The sequence below is a fragment of the Rhizobium sp. CCGE 510 genome (assembly GCF_000292525.1).
GTDB lineage: Bacteria > Pseudomonadota > Alphaproteobacteria > Rhizobiales > Rhizobiaceae > Rhizobium.
On the sequence record NZ_AEYF01000006.1, the window covers coordinates 48405 to 65774 of the forward strand.

Consider the following 17370-nt stretch of genomic DNA (forward strand, 5'->3'; position numbering starts at 1 on the left):
TCACGCTCCCTTCAGCCGCGGGTCGAGCATGATATAGCTGACGTCGACGATGAAATTAGCGACCAGCATGGTTGCGGTCATGATCAGCAGTTGGCCCTGGATGACGGGATAATCGCGGGCGAGGATCGCCTGGTAGAGGATGTTGCCGAGGCCGGGGTAATTATAGACCACCTCCGTCACCAACGAGCCGCCAAGGATGGTGCCGATGGCGATGGCCAGGCTGGAGACGGTCGGCAGCAGCGCGTTGCGGGCCGCGTACCAGAGCATCACATGCCGGTCGGAAAGACCCTTGGCGCGGGCCATGACGATATAGTCTTCACCGAGCAGGTTGATCATGTTGTTGCGCATGGTGACGGTGAAGCCGCCGATCAGCACGGTGCAGAGCGTCACCATCGGCAGGATGCCGTGATAGGCGACGCTGCCGAGATATTGCAGGCTGAAGGCCGGATCGAGCGAGGGATCGGCGGCATAGCCGTTCGGAAACCAGCCGAGCGTGAAGCCGAAGATGAAGAGCACGATCAGCGAGGTGACGACCGCCGGCACCGACGTCGCGAAAATTGCGCCAACGGAAACGATAACGTCGAACCTGCTGCCGCGGCGCCAGGCGGCGGCGATGCCGAGGAGGGTGCCGAGCGCAAAACTGATGATTGTCGCTGTGCCCATCAGGCCGACGGTCCAGATAAGGGCATGACCGAGCACCGAGGTGACCGGCAGCGGGAAATACTTGATCGAGCGGCCGAGATCGCCGGTGAAGATGCTGCCGAGATAAGTGAGGTATTGTTGCCAGAGCGGGCCGTCGACGAAACCGAAGGTGAGCTTCAGCGCCTGCAGGCTTTCTGGCGGCAATTCGGTGCCGGCGCTGGAGAACATGATCTGTACCGGATCGCCCGGCATCAGCCGCGGCAGGAAGAAATTGATCGTCGCTGCGGCGATAAAGGCTGCCATGTAGAAGACGAGGCGGCGAAGCATGAAAGCCATGGGAACTCCGTCGTGACGAGAGCGGCGTTGAAAGCGCCGCTCTCGGGATCAATGCCCTTACTTGACCGGCTCGAGCGCGAGCAGGTTCAAGAGGCGTGCCGAATTGGTGCGCGAGATCGACGGATTGACGAAGGGGTTTTCCTTGGTCGACCAGCCGGTGAAACGCTTGGTGTTGTACTGATACCAGTTCGGATTGTTGAACACCGGAATCATCGGCATGTTTTCGGCGACGATGCGCTGTGCCTTGTTCATCGCGTCCTTCTGCTTGGCGAGGTCGGCGGTCTGGGTGAACTCGGTGACGAGTTTTTCGACATCAGGATTGAACCAGCGCTGCGCAGTGAAACGGGTCTTGCCCTTGTCCGAAGCGCTGAAGGCGCGCTTGTAGGGGTAATAGGGCGAGGCCGATGCCGGCAGGCTGTTGATCGCCGCATCGAAGGTGCCGTTGATCAGGTTGCCGGTCCAAACGGCTTCTTCCGGCGTTTCGATCTTGGCGTCGATGCCGACCGCCTGCATGCCCTCGACGGCGAGGTTGACGGTGTCGATCCAGTCGGTCCAGGCGCTCGGCACGATGATCGAGAAGGAGATCTTGCTGCCGTCGGGATTGTCGCGGAAGCCGTCGCCGTCCTTGTCCTTGTAGCCGGCCTCGTCGAGCAGCGCCTTGGCGGCGCCGGCGTCATAGGTTGCGAACTTGCCGAAGTCGGCCTTAACAGATGGATCCGCCCAGCTCTTGTAAAGCTCGCCCATCAGGCCGGGGTCTTCGTTCAGCGTCGGATAGCCGTAGCCGGCGACGTCGATCATCGTCTTGCGGTCGAGCGCCATCGAGACGGCACGGCGGAACTTCAGGTCGTTGAAGGCCTTCTTGTTATTCTCGTTTGCCGTTTCCAGGTTGAACAGGAAGGCGACCATGCTGCTCGGCGAATACCAGTAGTGGAAATGCGCCGGGTCCTTGGAGACATAGACATTGTCGATATCGGGAATGAAGGACACACCCCAGTCGAGCGTGCCGTCGGCCGTTGCCGTCAGCATCTGGTTGTTGTCGGCAAGCTGCGGGAAACGCATGCAATCGACCTTCAGATGTTCGTTGTCCCAGTAGTTCGGGTTGCGGCACTGGTCGTAGGTCTGGCCGGTGAAGCGCGGCACTTCCGTCAGCGGGCCGCTGCCGACCGGGGTCTCGTTGGCAAAGGTGACGGGATCGGCGACGTCCTTCCACACATGTTCCGGAACGATCGGCAGCTGCGAGATCTGCTCGGCGGCAAGCGAGCTAGGATTGGCAAGCGAGAAGCGCACCGTCTGGCCGTCGACGACCTGGATATCGGTGATGAAGCTCCAGATGCTGACGAAGTCGAGCGCCGGGAACTTCTTCAGGTAATCATAGGTGAACTTGACGTCGGCCGACGTCAGCGGCTTACCATCAGACCATTTCAGGTTCGGACGCAGCTTGAAATCGATGCTCTTCAGGTCGTCGGAGAGCTTGAAGCTTTCGGCGAGGCGATAGACCGGCTTGTTGCTGTCGAAGCGATTGAAAATAACCAGCGGCTCGTAGATGAAGTCGAGCGTCGACTGGCGCGACGAGGTCTGGTTGAACGGATTGAAGTTGCGCACCCAGGTCGTCGCCGGTTCGATATTGGCGGTCAGGATCGTCTGCGCCATGGCAGATCCCGAAAGCAGCGTCAGCGCGGCGGCGGCAAGAAAATATTTTTTCATGTTTTATTCCCCTTTTCTATGCGGTGAGAGATGGCGCGTTGGTCAGGAGAGCAGCGCGCTTGCGAACATGTCTTCGACCTCAGCATGAGCGGCGCGCACGTCGATCTTGAGATTGCCGAGGCGGGCCTTGCCGGCGGCGATCCGCTTCAGCGCCGCCTCCGTCAGCGGCCGGGCGGCTTTGGCGGCGGCTTCGCTTTCGGCAATGTCGCCGTGGCTGTGGAGCGCGATGTCGAAGCCCGCGTCGAGCACCTGTCTGACGCGTTCCGGCAGGGTGCCGGAGAGCGACTGCATGAAGATGCAGTCGGAAATCAGCACGCCGTCATAGGCCATGTCGTTGCGGATCACGTCGTGCATGACCGGTGAGACGGAGGCCGGCAGTTCCGCATCATAGGCCGAGTAGACGACATGGGCGACCATCGCCCAGGGCGTATCCTTCAGCGCGACGAAGGGTTTGAAGTCGGTTGCGACAAGCGTCTCGCGGGAGGCGTCGACCACCGGACGCTCCTTGTGGGAGTCGAGCGTCGCACGGCCATGGCCGGGAATGTGCTTGATCACAGGCATGTTGCCGGTCTCGAGCAGGCCATCGACCACCTCGCGGCCGAGGGCGGCGATGGCATCTGGATCGGGGCCGAAGGAGCGGGCGCCGATGACCGCGCTGGTCGTCTCGAAGACGAGGTCGAGCACGGGCGAGCAGCCGCTCGAAAGGCCGAGTTCCGTCATCATCGCCCCCATGGCCTGGGAGGAAAGGCGCAGTGCTTTTTTGCCAAGATCGAAATCGCGGCGCGCCAGTTCGCCGAACTGGCCGAAGCTGCGGAAGAGCGGCCAGGGGCCGGCATCGAGATGCTGGACGCGGCCGCCTTCCTGGTCGGTGAAGACAGGCGCGTCGTCGCGGCCGACAGCTTGCCGGAAGCGTTCGATCAGACGCCTGGTCTGCTCCGGTTCGCGCTGATTGCGCCGGCCGACGAAGAGGCCGAGCGGATTGGTGTCGCGAAACAGGGCGAATTCATCATCCGAAATTGTGGGGTTCGGGAGGCCGACGAAAAGGGCGAGCGGGGTCGAGGACAAAACTGGTGCTCCGGGATCAGATGGTCATTTCGGCATGCTTCTCAGCATGCCTTCGTAGATGCCCTTGTCGGGGGCGGGGATGGTGATGGCGCCGGCAGTCTTGGCGTAGAAATCGACCGGCCCGGCATCGCCGATAAAGGCATAGGCGTGGCCGAGCGTCTTCATGGTCTGCAGGCAGGCTGAAAACAAAGCGAGCCCGATGCCCCTGCCGCGCGCTTGCGGGTCGACGCCGGTCGGGCCGAAGAAGCCGCGCGCCGTCGTGTCGTAACAGGCAAAGCCGAGAAGCTTGCCGCCATCGACGGCGATCAGGCAGGCAACGGGCTGGCGGGAGAAGGCGATTGCCACTTCGCTCGCCCAGTTTTCGCTGAACTGGTCGCGAACCCAGTTGACGACGAGATGCAATTCCGGGGGGAGGGCCGGGCGGACGGAAATACCGACATCGTCGGCTTTCCGTTTCAGGTCGGCAAGCTTTGTGGAGTATAAGTTCACAAGCAGGTCTGGCACCCGTTATTCCTCCTGGTGTTCCGTTATTGAGGAACATATCCCCTTTTAGTGACATAGATTTGGCGATCTGGCTGGGCTTGTCAACAGGCATTTTTGAGATGGCTGGCAGTGCTGCCCGCCGTTACGCTCCTGCTTTCAAAGCAAGATAGCTGCCGAACGCAAAAACGGCCCGGGGAGGCCGGGCCGTTTTCGATGGAAGGCGTGCGTCGATGCGAGCGCTTATCTGTCCACTTTCCAAAGCGCATGAAAATGCTGCACTGGGCCATGGCCGGAGCCGACGGCAAGGCTTCCCGCAGCCGCGACCGCGCCGGCGAGATAATCCTTGGCGATGGCGACGGCTTCAGACACCGAGGCGCCCTTGGCAAGCTCGGCCGCCAGCGCGCTGGAGAGCGTGCAGCCGGTGCCGTGGGTGTTTTTGGTCGGCACGCGCTGAGCTTCGAACCAGTGCAGGCCGTCGGCGGTGGCAAGCACGTCGGGGCTGTCGTCGCTGTCGAGATGGCCGCCCTTGACCAGCACCGCGGCCGGGCCGAGCGCGCGCAACTGCTCGGCCTGCGCAGCCATGTGAGCCCGGTTTGTCGCCACCGGCTGGTGCAGCAGGGCGGCGGCCTCCGGCAGGTTCGGGGTCAAAAGCGTCGCCAACGGCAGCAACCTGCGGGTCAGCACATCGACGGCTTCGGGCGCGAGCAGGGCGGCCCCGCCCTTGGCGATCATCACGGGGTCGATGACGATGGGGATGTGGTGCCCATCGGCCAGCGCTGTGGCCAAGGCTGAGGAAAGCGCTGCGGCGACGGCCTCGGCGATGCCGGCATTGGCGATCATGCCGATCTTGACGGCATCGACGCGCACATCGGCAAAGACAGCGTTGATCTGATCGGCGACGAATGGAGGCGGCACCAGATGCACGCCGCTCACCCCTTGCGTGTTCTGCGCCGTCAGCGCGGTCAGCACCGCCATGCCGTAGACGCCGCGGGCGGAGAAGGCCTTGAGATCGGCCTGGATGCCGGCGCCGCCCGACGGGTCGGAGCCGGCGATGGAGAGGACGTTGCGGATCATGCGCGGGCCTTTCGAATTTCTGCGGCAATGCGGCGCGTCGCCGCTTCGGCGTCCGGCGTGCCGCAAATGGCCGAAACGACCGCAACCCCCTTGGCGCCAGCGGCAAAAACCGCGGCCACATGGTCCGCCTTGAGACCGCCGATGGCAACCGAGGGCACCGGCGAAGCCGCCACCAGCCGTGCCATGCCGGCAAAACCGATCGGCTGCTTGTGGTCGGCCTTGGTCGGCGTCGCAAACACCGGCCCGACGCCGGTATAATCGACGATGCTGGGATCGACGGCAGCGGCAAGCGCTTCTGTCTCCACCGAAAGACCGAGGATCATCCCGGGGCCGATCATCTCTCGCGCCGTGCGCGCATCCATGTCCTCCTGGCCGATATGCAGGCCGTCGGCGTCGATGGCGATGGCCGCCTCGACATCATCGTTGACGATGAGGAGGGCGCCGCTTCCATTGAGCGCCTGTTTCAAGGCGCGTCCGGTTTCGATCACTCCGGCCGTGCCGGCCTGTTTGTCGCGCAGCTGCACCATCGTCGCGCCGCCAGCAACGGCACGGCGCGCGGTTTCGACCATGCCGATCCCGGCGCAGAGATCGGGGTCGAGGACGAGATAGAGCGACAGATCGAAGAGCTTCATGCGACCGAGATCCTTGCCCGGGCATCGAGCGTTTCGCCGTCGAGCGCGTTCAGCGCGTCGAGGAAACGCCAGGCGAAGGAGCCAGGCCCGGCCGCACCGAGTGCTGCCTCTTCGCCGGCGATGGCGAAGGTTGCGAGTGCCGCGACCGTCGCGCCGAAGATATCTTCGGGTGCTGTGGCGGCAAAGGCGCCGACGAGGCAGGTCAGCGAGCAGCCGAGCGCGGTGACCCGCGGCATCAAGGCCGATCCGCCTGTGATGCGCACCGCCTTTTCACCGTCGGTGACGAAATCCACCGCACCGGTGACGGCGACGACCGCTTGCTGGCGCTCGGCCAGCCGTCGCGCCGAACCTTCGGCCTGCTCGACCGGATCGCGGCTGTCGACGCCCTGGCCGCGGCTCTCGCCGCCGGCAAGCGCGATGATTTCGGAAGCATTGCCACGGATGATCGTCGGCTTGAGCGCCAGCAGGCCGGCGACCGCATCGCGGCGGAAAGCCGTGGCATAATGGGCGACCGGATCGAGCACCCAGGGTTTGCCGGCTGAGGTCGCTGCCTTCGCCGCCGCCTGCATGCCGTCGATCCATTGCGGCGACAGCGTGCCGATATTGACGGTCAGCGCATTGGCGATGCCGGCGAATTCGCCGGCTTCCTCAGCGGCATGCACCATGGCCGGCGAGGCGCCGGCGGCCAATAGAACATTCGCGGCGATGTTCATGGCGACGTAATTGGTGATGCACTGCACGAGCGGCGGCTTTTCGCGCATCGCCTTCAGCATGGCTCCTGGTGTAGTCCTGGTCTGCATGTGGCCCCTTTCAGGCGGGGGCGGGCACGGGGCGGTTCGTGCGGGCTAAGCCGCGACCCCGAGCGACTCCCTCCGCCGGCATTATCCGGTTCAGGTTCGAAGGGTGCTTCTCAGCCCGTCTGTCGACGGGCGCCCCTGTCTCTCATCGCGCTCTTTTTCGCAGAGAACGGGGCGGATGTCATCTCGAAAATGACAGTGCTGCGACGGTGCGGGGAGAGACGGGAGGTCGCCACCGATTCGGGTGTTGACCGGGCTTTCCAGAACGCTGTCCCAATGGATTCCGGCTTGCCTTGCCGTCTCCACTTCGCTGCTACTGCCCACTCGGCCGCGGTACATCGATGCTGCAGCTCCGCGTTAACGTCGCTGCGGTTGGCTCTAAGACAATCTGAGCATCGCCCAACTCTTAACTCAAATCATGCAGATCCGTCGTAATCGCTGCCACAATCGAAAACTCCGAAAACCGCACCGTCAATCCGCTTCGCTCCGGCGTGCATGCCATGGGCCCGACCTCGTAACCGCCGGCAACCGGGAAGGGCGCTAGCCGCAGCAGCGGCCAGAAGCTGCCGTCGCGGGAGGCCTGGATGCGCAGGGCGCCGCCTGCGACAGTGACGCGAATGTGGAAATCCTCGAGTTCCTTGAAGGGCTGGGAGACCGACCAGTCGGACCGGCCGTTGGTGACGACGGTGCTGAGGAAGGCTTCGCCGTCGGTGAATTCGACGCCGGTTTTGACCCAGCGGCTTTCGTCGAGGCGCACCATCAGGCCGGCCTGGTCGTAGAGGGTGCGGAATTCGCCCTGGATGCGGATCTGGGCGGTGAAGCTCTCGGGCGTGGGAAAGGCGAGGAAATGGCCGCTGTCGCGGGTGAAACCGTAATGGGTCTCCCGCCAGAAATCGGTTTTTTCATCGGTCGTCAGGGTAAGGGCGGTGTCGTCCACGCGCCAGCTGGCCGGTTCGTTCAGCCATTTTCCATCTTCGAAATCGATGCTCATCTATTTACCCGTTCCGTTAAAGCCAGATCGCAGGTGATTGCTCACTTTGGCATAATGCGCAGCCTTCGTGCAGAGCGCAGCCGAAGATTGTGTTTTCTAGCGTTAAGTACCCGACAGAGAGCATAATCGGTCGCCCGCGCTTGACAGGATCGATCCAGCTCTTATTCTGTTACAAAAAGATGAATTACATAATTGTGGAACTTGTCGGGAGCCCTCACATGAAAACATTTGTTGCATTTCTCCTTGGCACCGCGCTTGTCGCTCTGCCTTCGACCCTGCTTGCCCAGGAAAAGGGCGGCGTCATCAATGTCGCGACCATCGGCGAACCGCCGACACTTGATCCGATGTCGTCGACGGCCGATCTCGTCGGCATCGTCACCCAGCATATTTTCGAAACGCTCTACACTTTCGACAAGAGCTGGAACGTCACGCCGCTGCTGGCCGAAAGTCTGCCGGAGATCAGTGCCGACGGCAAAACCTATACGATCAAGCTCAGGACCGGCATCAAGTTCCACGACAATAGCGACATGACCTCGGAGGATGTCGTCGCCTCGCTCGGCCGCTGGATGAAGATCGCCTCGCGCGGCAAGCAGGTGGCCGGCTTCATCGACAAGATCACGGCTGGCGATGCCTCGGCCGTCACCATCACGCTGAAACAGCCCTATGCGCCGCTGACCTCGCTGCTCGCCTTCAACAATTCGGCGGCGATCATCATCCCGTCGGAAAAGCAGGACGAGCCGATGAAGCAGTTCATCGGCACCGGCCCCTATATGCTGAAGGAGCGCAAGGCCGACCAGTATATCCAGCTCGTCCGCTTCGACGGCTACAAGTCCCGCGAAGGCGACAGCAACGGCTATGGCGGCGCTCGCCATCAATATCTCGATGAAATCCGCTTCGTGCCGGTGCCGGATCCGAACACCCGCGTCGAGGCAGCGATCTCCGGCCAGTATGATTATGTCGATTCGATCGCCGTCGAATCCTACGACAAGGTGAAGGCCTCCACGGCCTCGCAGCCGGTCATGCTAAAACCCTTCGGTTATCCGGTCTTCGTCTTCAACACTGGGGAAGGCGTTGCTGCGAATGTCGAAGTCCGTAAGGCGATCCGCCAGGCGCTCAGCATGGAAGACATGCTGGCCGCGGCTTTCGGCAGCACGGATTTTTATGCGCTCGACGGTGCCATCTATCCGAAGACATTCTCCTGGTCGACGGATGCCGGTGTCGAGGGCGCCTACAATGTCGCCGATCCGGAAGGGGCGGCGGCTGCCGCCAAGAAGGCTGGCTATAATGGCGAGCCGATCCGCATCCTGACCAGCCGCCAGTATGAATTCCATTACAAGATGGCGCAGGTCGCCGCCGAATATCTGAAGCTTGCCGGCTTTACCGTCGATATGCAGGTGGTCGACTGGGCGACGCTGACGCAGCGCCGCACCGATCCGAAGCTCTGGGATATCTACATCACCCACAGCCCCTTCCTGCCGGAGCCGGCGCTCATCGGTTCGCTCTCGACCAGCTCGCCCGGCTGGTGGGATACGCCGGCCCGCAAGGCCGCCGTCGATGCCTTCACTTCGGAAGTCGATCCGAAGAAGCGCGTCGCACTCTGGGCCGATGTCCAGAAGGCGATCTATACAGACGCGCCCTTCATGAAGATCGGCGATTTCAACGCCGTCTCGGCAAAGTCGGTCAAGCTCGACGGCGTCGATCCCGCTCCCTGGCCGTATTTCTGGAACGCTTCGATCAAGAAGTGATGGAGAGTTCGTTGGTCACCGCTTGCTCCCTCATCCCTGTGCTCGACACAGGGATCCAGCCACGGCGCTTCTGCGCCGTGATTGACCTGTATTCAGTCAAGGAGTCTTCAGCGCCCAAGGACTTGGGCGCGCTGGATTCCTGTGACGAGCACAGGAATGAGGGCGAGCGGGACGTTCCGCTGCAGTCCTGCATGCACCGAGCGCAGGAGCAGTTCGGATGATCCGCTACATCCTCCAGCGCCTGTTCGGCATGATCGTCGTGATGTTTCTCGTCGTGACGATCGTCTTCGTCATCGTGCGGGTGACGCCGGGTGACCCGGCCGCCGTCATGCTCGGGCCGGATGCGACGCCGCAGGATGTTGCCGATCTCCGAACCCGGCTCGGGCTCGATCAGTCGCTCGGCCTGCAATATGTCTATTATATCGGCCAGCTGCTGAAGGGTGACCTCGGCCAGTCGATCTTCCTCAACATGCCTGTGACGTCGGCTCTGCTCGACCGCGCCGAGCCGACCTTCTTCCTGACGCTGTTTTCGCTTGCCATCGCCAGCGTCATCGCTCTGCCGATCGGCATCTACGCCGCCTATCGGCGCGGCTCCTTCGTCGACCAGGCGGCAACGACGCTGGCGATGTTTGCCGCCAGCATCCCGAGCTTCTGGCTCGGCCTCATCCTGATGCAGTTCTTCGCCGTCCGGCTCAACCTCTTCCCGGTCTCGGGTTATGGCGGCCCCGGCTCGACCTTCCCAGACCGGATGTATCATCTGACGCTGCCGGCCTTTGCGCTCGGCATCGTTTCCTCGGCGCTGATCCTGCGTTTCACCCGCGCCTCGATGCTCGATGTGCTCGGCGATGATTACATCCGCACGGCGCGTGCCAAGGGGCTGGTCGAGCGCAAGGTCATCCTCAAGCACGCGCTGAAGAATGCGCTGATCCCGATCCTGACGGTGCTCGGCCTGACGGCGGCGGTGCTGATTTCCGGCGCCGTCGTCACCGAAACGGTCTTCGGCCTGCCGGGGGTCGGCAATCTCGTCGTCTCGGCGGTGCTGCGCCGCGATTATCCCGTCATCCAGGGGGCGCTGCTGGTCATCGCCGCGCTCTATGTGTTGATCAATTTTGCGATCGACATGCTCTATCTGCTGGTCGATCCGAGGGTGCGCTACTGATGGCCGATATCGCAATCAAATCAGCCGAGAGCGAAGGCAGCAAATTCCTCCGCCGCCTGCTGAAGCGCAAGACGGTGGCCTTCGGCCTGCTGATCCTGGCGATTTTCGTGCTGCTGGCGGTCTTTGCCCCTATTGTCGCGCCCTATTCGCCGTCCAAACTTTCGATCGTCAACCGGCTGAAACCGCCAAGCGGCATCTTCTTCTTCGGCACGGACGAGTTCGGCCGCGACGTCTTTTCGCGCACGATCTTTGCCGGCCGCCTGTCGCTGCTGGTCGGCGTTGCGGTCGTCAGCCTGTCAGCGGTGATCGGCGTGACGCTCGGCCTGCTTGCCGGCTTTTTCCAGAAGCTCGACACGCCGATCGCCCGGCTGATCGACGCGATGATGGCCTTCCCGGATATTCTGCTGGCGATCGCCCTCGTCGCCGCCCTCGGCCCGTCCTTGACCACTGTCATCATCGCGCTGTCGATCGTCTATGCGCCGCGCCTTGCTCGCATCGTGCGTGCCTCGACGCTGGTCATTCGCGAGCTGCCCTATGTCGAGGCGGCGAGGGCGCTCGGCATTTCCACCTTTCACATCATGACCCGGCATGTGCTGCGCAATCTGCTGTCGCCGATCCTGGTGCAGGCCACCTTCCTCTTTGCCAGTGCAATGCTCGCCGAAGCCGGCCTTTCCTTCCTCGGCCTCGGTGTCAGCCCGGAAATTCCGACCTGGGGAACGATGATCGCCGCCGGCCGGCAATATATCGGCCAGGCCGACTGGATGACGCTATTTCCCGGTGTCGCCATCATCCTCTCGGTGCTGTCACTGCAGATGGTCGGCGATGGCCTGAGAGACATGCTCGACCCAAGACTTCGCAAGGACCTTTAATCCGCCGACCTCTCAGTCGGCCACCAATTCAATTCGTCCAATCCAATTCGCATGACAGGAGTTTGCGTGAATCAGTTTCCCAACGCCGCCGGCAAGGTTGAGAACTCGCCTTACCAACGGTTAGCCGCCCTCGGCATCAAGCTGCCGCCGCCACCGCCGCCGATCGCCAATTTCGTGACGCATGTGGTGGAGGGCAATATGCTCTACCTCTCCGGCCAGGGCCCGCGCGAGGCCGACGGCTTCCTGCATGCCGGCAAGGTCGGCGGCGGCGTCGGCGTCGAGGAGGCCTATCGGCATGCGCGGCTGACCGGTATCAACCTGCTCGCCGTCATGCATGATGCGCTCGGCGATCTCTCCCGCGTCAAGCGGGTGGTCAAGCTGCTCGGCATGGTCAATGCCGTGCCGGAGTTCGAGGATCATCCGAGCGTCATCAACGGCTGCTCGGATCTGCTGATTGCCGTCTTTGGCGGGGCCGGCGAGCATGCCCGCTCGGCCGTCGGCTTCGGCTCTCTGCCCGGCAACATCACCGTCGAGATCGAGGCGATCGTCGCCTTGAATGGCTGACGAGAGCTTTCATATTGGGAGCAGCGGCCACCATGGCCCGTTCCTCGACCAGACTTCTGGAGACCTTCATGTCCACTGATATCAGACCTTCGCTCGGCCTTCGCCCCGTCATCAACGTATCCGGCACGATGACCAGCCTCGGCGCCTCGATCGTGGTGCCGGAGGCGATCGAAGCGATGGCGTCGATCCTGCCGCATTTCGTCGAGATCAACGACCTGCAGCGCAAGGCAAGTGCGGTCATCACCCGCCTGACCGGCGGCGAGGCGGGTTTCGTCACCGCCTCCTGCTCGGCCGGTATTTCGCTGGTGGTCGCCGGCGCTATCACCGGCGACAATCTGCTGGCGATCGAGAAGCTGCCGGATGCCGTGTCCGAGAAGAACGAAGTGCTGGTGCAGATGGGCCATGTGGTCAGCTACGGCGCTCCGGTCGACCAGGCAATCCGGCTTGCCGGCGGCAAGGCCGTATTGATCGGCCAGGCAACCTCGACGCACCGTTTCCACATGGAAAAGGCGATCACCGAAAAGACCGCCGCTGCCGTCTATGTCGTCTCCCACCATGTCGTCGACTACGGCCTGTTGAACCTGAAGGAATTCGTCGAGATCGCCCATGCCAGGGGCGTGCCGGTGATCGTCGATGCGGCCTCGGAATATGATCTCCGGATCTTCCTGGAGCAGGGGGCCGATATCGCGCTTTATTCCGGCCACAAATTCCTCGGCGGCCCGACGTCGGGCATCGTCGCCGGCCGGAAGGAGCTGGTGCGCCATGCCTTCCTGCAGAATATGGGCATCGGCCGCGGCATGAAGGTCGGCAAGGAGAGCATCTTTGGCGTCATGGCGGCACTCGAAGCCTGGGAAAACCGCGATCATGCCGTCATCCGCGAACGCGAGACCGGCTATCTCAACCTGTGGAAGCGTACACTCGACGGCCGCCCCGGTCTGACCGTGCTGATCGAGCCCGACCCGACCGACAATCCACTGGAGCGGCTGCGCCTGATCGTCGATGCCGAGCAGGCCCATATCACCGCCTGGGATCTGGCCGATGCGCTGGCGAAGGGCAGCCCGCCGATCATCGTGCGCGACCACGAGGTGGAGCACCGCTATTTCTACCTCGACCCGTGCAACCTGCATCCGGGCCAGGAGACGATCGTCGCTAACCGCCTGGCTGAGGAACTCGACAAGGCGCGCGCCTCCAACGAGATCATCGCAACGCCGATCGAAAATCGCAGCCGGCACCGCTTCGATGCTGCGCTTCGCTGGCCGGATTAAGCCGCAAGGGGAGCGATATGGCTGAGGTTCAAGCGCAACCGATAGAGACAACCGCCGCCGTTCTTTCCGTCGAGGGGCTGACCACCTCCTTTCTAGTCGACGGCGGTTGGAAGCCTGTGGTGCGCGACGTTTCCTTCACCGTCGCACCGGGTGAAACGGTCGCGATTGTCGGCGAATCCGGCTCCGGCAAGAGCGTCACCTCGCTGTCGATCATGCGGCTGTTGCAGGCCGATAGCAGCCGCGTCGAGGGCCGGGTCATGCTCGGCGGCCGCGACCTGCTGGCATTGCCGGAACGTGCGATGCGGCAGGTGCGCGGCAATGAGGTGGCGATGATCTTCCAGGAGCCGATGACCTCGCTCAACCCGCTCTTCACCATCGGCGATCAGATTTCCGAAGCGTTGCTCTGCCACTCCGATATGAGCCGGGCCGATTCCAAAGCCGAGACGATCAGACTCTTGGAAAAAGTCCGCATCCCGTCGGCCGCCTCGCGCTTCGACGAATATCCGCATCGTTTTTCCGGCGGCATGCGCCAGCGGGTGATGATCGCCATGGCGCTCGCCAGCCGGCCGAAACTGCTGATCGCCGACGAGCCGACGACGGCGCTCGACGTGACGATCCAGGGCCAGATCCTCGATCTCATCAAGATGCTGCAGGAGGAGGAGGGGACTTCCGTTCTGTTCATCACCCATGACATGGGCGTCGTCGCCGAGATCACCGACCGGACGGTGGTGATGTATCGCGGCGAACAGGTGGAAAGCGGCCCCACCGCCAATATCTTCCACCGCGGCAAACACCCCTATACCCGAGCGCTGCTGTCGGCCGTGCCGGTGCTCGGTTCGATGCAGGGCCGGCAGAGGCCGCTGCGTTTCCCGGTGGTCAATACGGCAACGGGGGAATCCGATATTCCGACCGAGGCCGCCGATACCGTAGCGGTGACGCCGGTACTGCAGGTGAAGAACCTCACCAAGCGTTTCGACATTCACTCCGGCCTGTTCGGCCGGCTGACCAGCCGCGTGCATGCGGTGGAAAACGTTTCCTTCGATCTTCATGCCGGCGAGACGCTGTCGCTCGTCGGCGAATCCGGCTGCGGCAAGTCGACGACTGGCCGCGCCATCATGCGTCTGATCGAGCCGCAGGCCGGTTCGGTTCTCGTCGAGGGCAGGGAGGTGCTCGGCCTCGACAGGAAGGATTTGCGCGAAATGCGCAAATCCGTGCAGATGATCTTCCAGGATCCGTTTGCCAGCCTCAATCCGCGCATGACGGTCGGCGCTGCGATCGCCGAACCCTATCTCGAACACCGGATGGGCAGCCCGAAACAGGCCAAGGAGGTCGTTGCCGACCTTCTGGTCAAGGTCGGTCTGTCGCCTGAGATGGCGGCGCGTTATCCGCATGAATTTTCCGGCGGCCAGCGCCAGCGCATCTGCATTGCCCGGGCGCTTGCCCTGCAGCCGAAAGTCATCGTCGCCGATGAAAGTGTCTCGGCGCTCGACGTTTCGATCAAGGCGCAGGTCATCAACCTGATGCTCGACCTGCAGCAGAGCCTCAACCTCGCCTTCCTGTTCATTTCGCACGACATGGCGGTGGTCGAGCGCGTCAGCCACCGGGTGGCGGTGATGTATCTCGGCGAGATCGTCGAGATCGGCCCGCGCGCCGCCGTCTTCGAAAATCCACAGCATCCTTATACCCGAAAACTCATCGCCGCCGTGCCGGTGCCCGATCCCGACCGCCGCCATGAGAAGCGGATGGTGGCGAATGACGAGATCAAGAGCCCGATGCGGCCGGTCGATTATCAGCCTGCGAATGCCGCCTATCGCGAGGTCGGGCCGGGCCATTTGGTGATGGCCGAGCGGTAGGTGGCGCGGGCCATTGGGAGTTGCCTAACGGGCCGGCGGCGCATAAAGCAGATGGAAAGACACCTGCCTGGAAAGCCGCATCAATGGACAAGACAGAGTATTATTCGAAGCTCGGCGGTTTGCCGCCGCAGACCCAGTTGCTTTCCGGCAAAGCCGTTTTCACCACGGCTTACGCGGTCATCCCTCGCGGCGTCATGAGCGATATCGTCACCAGCGTCTTTCCGCATTGGACGGGAACGCGGGCATGGGTTCTCTCCCGGCCGCTTTCCGGCTTCTCCGAAACGTTCTCGCAATATGTCATGGAGGTTCAGCCGGGCGGCGGAAGCGACCGGCCGGAACCCGACAAACGGGCGGAAGCGGTGCTCTTCGTCGTCGAAGGCGGCATGACGATGGAGCTCGACGGCGTAAGCCATGTGCTGCGCGCCGGCTCCTTCGTCTATATTCCCGCCGGCTCGGCCTGGCGCCTAAAAAACGATGGTTCGACCGCGGCGATCTTCCACTGGATCCGCAAGGCGTTTCAGGAGGTCGACGGGCTGGAGCCGCCGCCGGCGATCGTCACCCATGAGGACGACCATCCGATCCGGGCGATGCCCGATACCGACGGCCGCTGGGGCACGACCCGCTTCATCGATCCGGCCGATGTCCGCTACGACATGCACGTCAATATCGTCACGCTGGAGCCTGGGGCGGTGATCCCCTTCATGGAAACCCATGTCATGGAGCACGGTCTCTATGTGCTGGAAGGCAAGGCCGTTTATCGTCTGAACCAGGACTGGGTCGAGGTCGAGGCCGGCGACTTCATGTGGCTGCGCGCCTTCTGCCCGCAGGCCTGTTACGCCGGCGGCCCCGGCCGCTTCCGCTACCTGCTCTACAAGGACGTCAACCGGCACATGAAGCTCTGGTAGGAGCTGTGCCGGGCAACATCTGCGCGTCGGTGATCACGCCGCCTTTGCTTGCGGTTTGGCGGCCTTGACATGGGTTATGCTGCGGCGACCGTCGATGCTGACGGGGACGTCGCCGTCAACGGTGGCGCGGCGCACGACGCGGTGCTGGTCGCCATAATCGTTGACGGCATAGTGCTGGGTGGCGCGATTATCCCAGATTGCCACATCCCCGGCTCTCCAGCGCCAGCGCACGGTATTTTCCGGGGCGGTGACATAGGACTGGAAGACCTCGTAGAGTTTCGCGGAATCGCTCTTCGACACGCCGATCAGCCGCTGAACAAAATTACCGAGCAGCAGCGACCTTTCGCCCGTTTCCGGATGAACACGCACGACCGGATGCTCTGTCTCGTAGATGGTCGAGGTGAAAACTTCTTCGAAATGCTTCTTCTCCTCAGCGGTGGCGCGAGGGCGCACGGCGGCGTAGTCGTAGGCATTGCTGTGAATGGCCCATAAATTGTCCGCCAGTAGTTTGAGCGGCGTCGGCAGACTTTCGTAGGCGGCATGAGTGTTGGACCAGATCGTATCGCCGCCGGCTGCCGGAATGACGACACCGCGAAGGACGGAGAATTTGGGGTAGGCGTCGACGAAGGTAACGTCGGTGTGCCACTGGTCGGCTCTACCGCCGCCGCGGCTGGAATCGAGGTTGAGGATGGAAGCCGTGCCGGCGACCGGACCCTGGGTTGGATGAGGCACGAGGTCGCCCAGGCGGCGTGCAAAGGATTCCTGTTCGGAATCGTCAAGGTGCCCCTGATCCCGGAAGAAGATGACCTTGTGCTTCAGCAGGAGCTGGTTGACAGCTGCCACCGTCGCATCCGAAAGCTCTCCACCAAGGCGGAGCCCCCTGATTTCGGCGCCGACACGGCCGGTCAGCGGGATGACATCGGTGTCGGGAATGATCTGATTGACGAGAACCGGATTGCTCATGGAAATCTCCTGTTGATATTGGAAGAAGTCGGCAGGTCACATGCGCCCGAAGAAACATTCAAAGGGCATTCGAAATCTCAGCGCTGAAGTCGACCGGGCTATGGAACCGTATAATCTACAAATTTTGTAGACAATAATTTCTAATTTAAGCTGTTTTTGTGAAACAGCCGCTTCGATTTCCTCGCCGGCAGGGAGACTGGCGGCCGTTGATCTGGGGGTGAAGATTGGTGACGGCAGCTGCTTGTGGGAATGATATAATTCGACTTAAATTGTAAATGTGACGTAATCTATCGTCAGGAACACATAAGCCGAAGCGGGTGAGG

The 17370-nt window shown here is 62.5% G+C and carries 16 protein-coding genes and 1 riboswitch; of the genes, 7 read left to right on the forward strand and 9 right to left on the reverse strand.

Annotation, left to right across the window (positions count from 1 at the left end; genetic code table 11):
* The 8 genes from RCCGE510_RS04725 to RCCGE510_RS04760 form a co-directional block, all read right to left on the reverse strand.
* Positions 1 to 978 (reverse strand): ABC transporter permease, encoded by a 978-nt coding sequence (locus RCCGE510_RS04725; RefSeq protein WP_007627644.1) that lies wholly within the window; start codon positions 976 to 978, stop codon positions 1 to 3.
* Positions 979 to 1035: 57 nt separating this feature from the next.
* Positions 1036 to 2682, reverse strand: a complete 1647-nt coding sequence (locus RCCGE510_RS04730) for an ABC transporter substrate-binding protein (RefSeq protein ID WP_007627645.1) — start codon at positions 2680 to 2682, stop codon at positions 1036 to 1038.
* Positions 2683 to 2724: 42 nt separating this feature from the next.
* Positions 2725 to 3747 carry a glycoside hydrolase family 3 N-terminal domain-containing protein gene (locus tag RCCGE510_RS04735; RefSeq protein WP_007627646.1) on the reverse strand — a complete coding sequence of 341 codons (1023 nt, stop codon included), beginning with the start codon at positions 3745 to 3747 and terminating at the stop codon, positions 2725 to 2727.
* 24 nt (positions 3748 to 3771) lie between these two features.
* Entirely contained in the window at positions 3772 to 4251 is a 480-nt protein-coding gene (locus tag RCCGE510_RS04740) for a GNAT family N-acetyltransferase (protein WP_007627647.1), read from the reverse strand.
* A 219-nt stretch (positions 4252 to 4470) separates the two neighbouring features.
* A complete protein-coding gene (gene thiD / locus RCCGE510_RS04745) occupies positions 4471 to 5304 on the reverse strand; it encodes a bifunctional hydroxymethylpyrimidine kinase/phosphomethylpyrimidine kinase (protein ID WP_007627648.1) in 834 nt (277 codons plus the stop codon).
* Positions 5301 to 5936, reverse strand: coding sequence for a thiamine phosphate synthase (gene thiE, locus RCCGE510_RS04750; RefSeq protein WP_007627650.1), 636 nt, complete (start codon positions 5934 to 5936; stop codon positions 5301 to 5303). The genes thiD and thiE overlap by 4 nt, the downstream gene beginning before the upstream one ends.
* Positions 5933 to 6736 (reverse strand): hydroxyethylthiazole kinase, encoded by an 804-nt coding sequence (gene thiM, locus RCCGE510_RS04755; RefSeq protein WP_037077780.1) that lies wholly within the window; start codon positions 6734 to 6736, stop codon positions 5933 to 5935. The genes thiE and thiM overlap by 4 nt, the downstream gene beginning before the upstream one ends.
* A gap of 50 nt (positions 6737 to 6786) precedes the next feature.
* A riboswitch (TPP riboswitch) is annotated at positions 6787 to 6883 on the reverse strand.
* 256 nt (positions 6884 to 7139) lie between these two features.
* On the reverse strand, positions 7140 to 7724 hold the full coding sequence (locus tag RCCGE510_RS04760; RefSeq protein ID WP_007627652.1) for a DUF1349 domain-containing protein: 585 nt from the start codon (positions 7722 to 7724) through the stop codon (positions 7140 to 7142).
* A gap of 218 nt (positions 7725 to 7942) precedes the next feature.
* Here RCCGE510_RS04760 and RCCGE510_RS04765 point away from each other — a divergent pair, with 218 nt between their 5' ends.
* The 7 genes from RCCGE510_RS04765 to RCCGE510_RS04800 all read left to right on the forward strand — a co-directional run bounded on the left by RCCGE510_RS04765 (position 7943) and on the right by RCCGE510_RS04800 (position 16084).
* Positions 7943 to 9469, forward strand: coding sequence for an ABC transporter substrate-binding protein (locus RCCGE510_RS04765; protein WP_007627653.1), 1527 nt, complete (start codon positions 7943 to 7945; stop codon positions 9467 to 9469).
* 217 nt (positions 9470 to 9686) lie between these two features.
* On the forward strand, positions 9687 to 10628 hold the full coding sequence (locus RCCGE510_RS04775) for an ABC transporter permease (RefSeq protein ID WP_007627655.1): 942 nt from the start codon (positions 9687 to 9689) through the stop codon (positions 10626 to 10628).
* Positions 10628 to 11497, forward strand: coding sequence for an ABC transporter permease (locus tag RCCGE510_RS04780; RefSeq protein WP_007627656.1), 870 nt, complete (start codon positions 10628 to 10630; stop codon positions 11495 to 11497). The genes RCCGE510_RS04775 and RCCGE510_RS04780 overlap by 1 nt, the downstream gene beginning before the upstream one ends.
* Positions 11498 to 11548: 51 nt before the next feature.
* The gene (locus tag RCCGE510_RS04785) at positions 11549 to 12061 is read left to right on the forward strand and encodes a RidA family protein (RefSeq protein WP_037077782.1); all 513 of its coding nucleotides are present in this window, start codon (positions 11549 to 11551) and stop codon (positions 12059 to 12061) included.
* 68 nt (positions 12062 to 12129) lie between these two features.
* Positions 12130 to 13326: an aminotransferase class V-fold PLP-dependent enzyme gene (locus RCCGE510_RS04790; protein WP_007627658.1), complete on the forward strand. Its 1197-nt coding sequence runs from the start codon at positions 12130 to 12132 to the stop codon at positions 13324 to 13326.
* A 17-nt stretch (positions 13327 to 13343) separates the two neighbouring features.
* The gene (locus RCCGE510_RS04795) at positions 13344 to 15179 is read left to right on the forward strand and encodes an ABC transporter ATP-binding protein (protein WP_007627659.1); all 1836 of its coding nucleotides are present in this window, start codon (positions 13344 to 13346) and stop codon (positions 15177 to 15179) included.
* An 83-nt stretch (positions 15180 to 15262) separates the two neighbouring features.
* A complete protein-coding gene (locus RCCGE510_RS04800; protein ID WP_007627660.1) occupies positions 15263 to 16084 on the forward strand; it encodes a bifunctional allantoicase/(S)-ureidoglycine aminohydrolase in 822 nt (273 codons plus the stop codon).
* Positions 16085 to 16117: 33 nt separating this feature from the next.
* Here the strand turns inward: RCCGE510_RS04800 and RCCGE510_RS04805 are convergent, their stop codons facing one another.
* Positions 16118 to 17047 (reverse strand): TauD/TfdA family dioxygenase, encoded by a 930-nt coding sequence (locus RCCGE510_RS04805; RefSeq protein WP_007627661.1) that lies wholly within the window; start codon positions 17045 to 17047, stop codon positions 16118 to 16120.
* Positions 17048 to 17370: the final 323 nt, after the last annotated feature.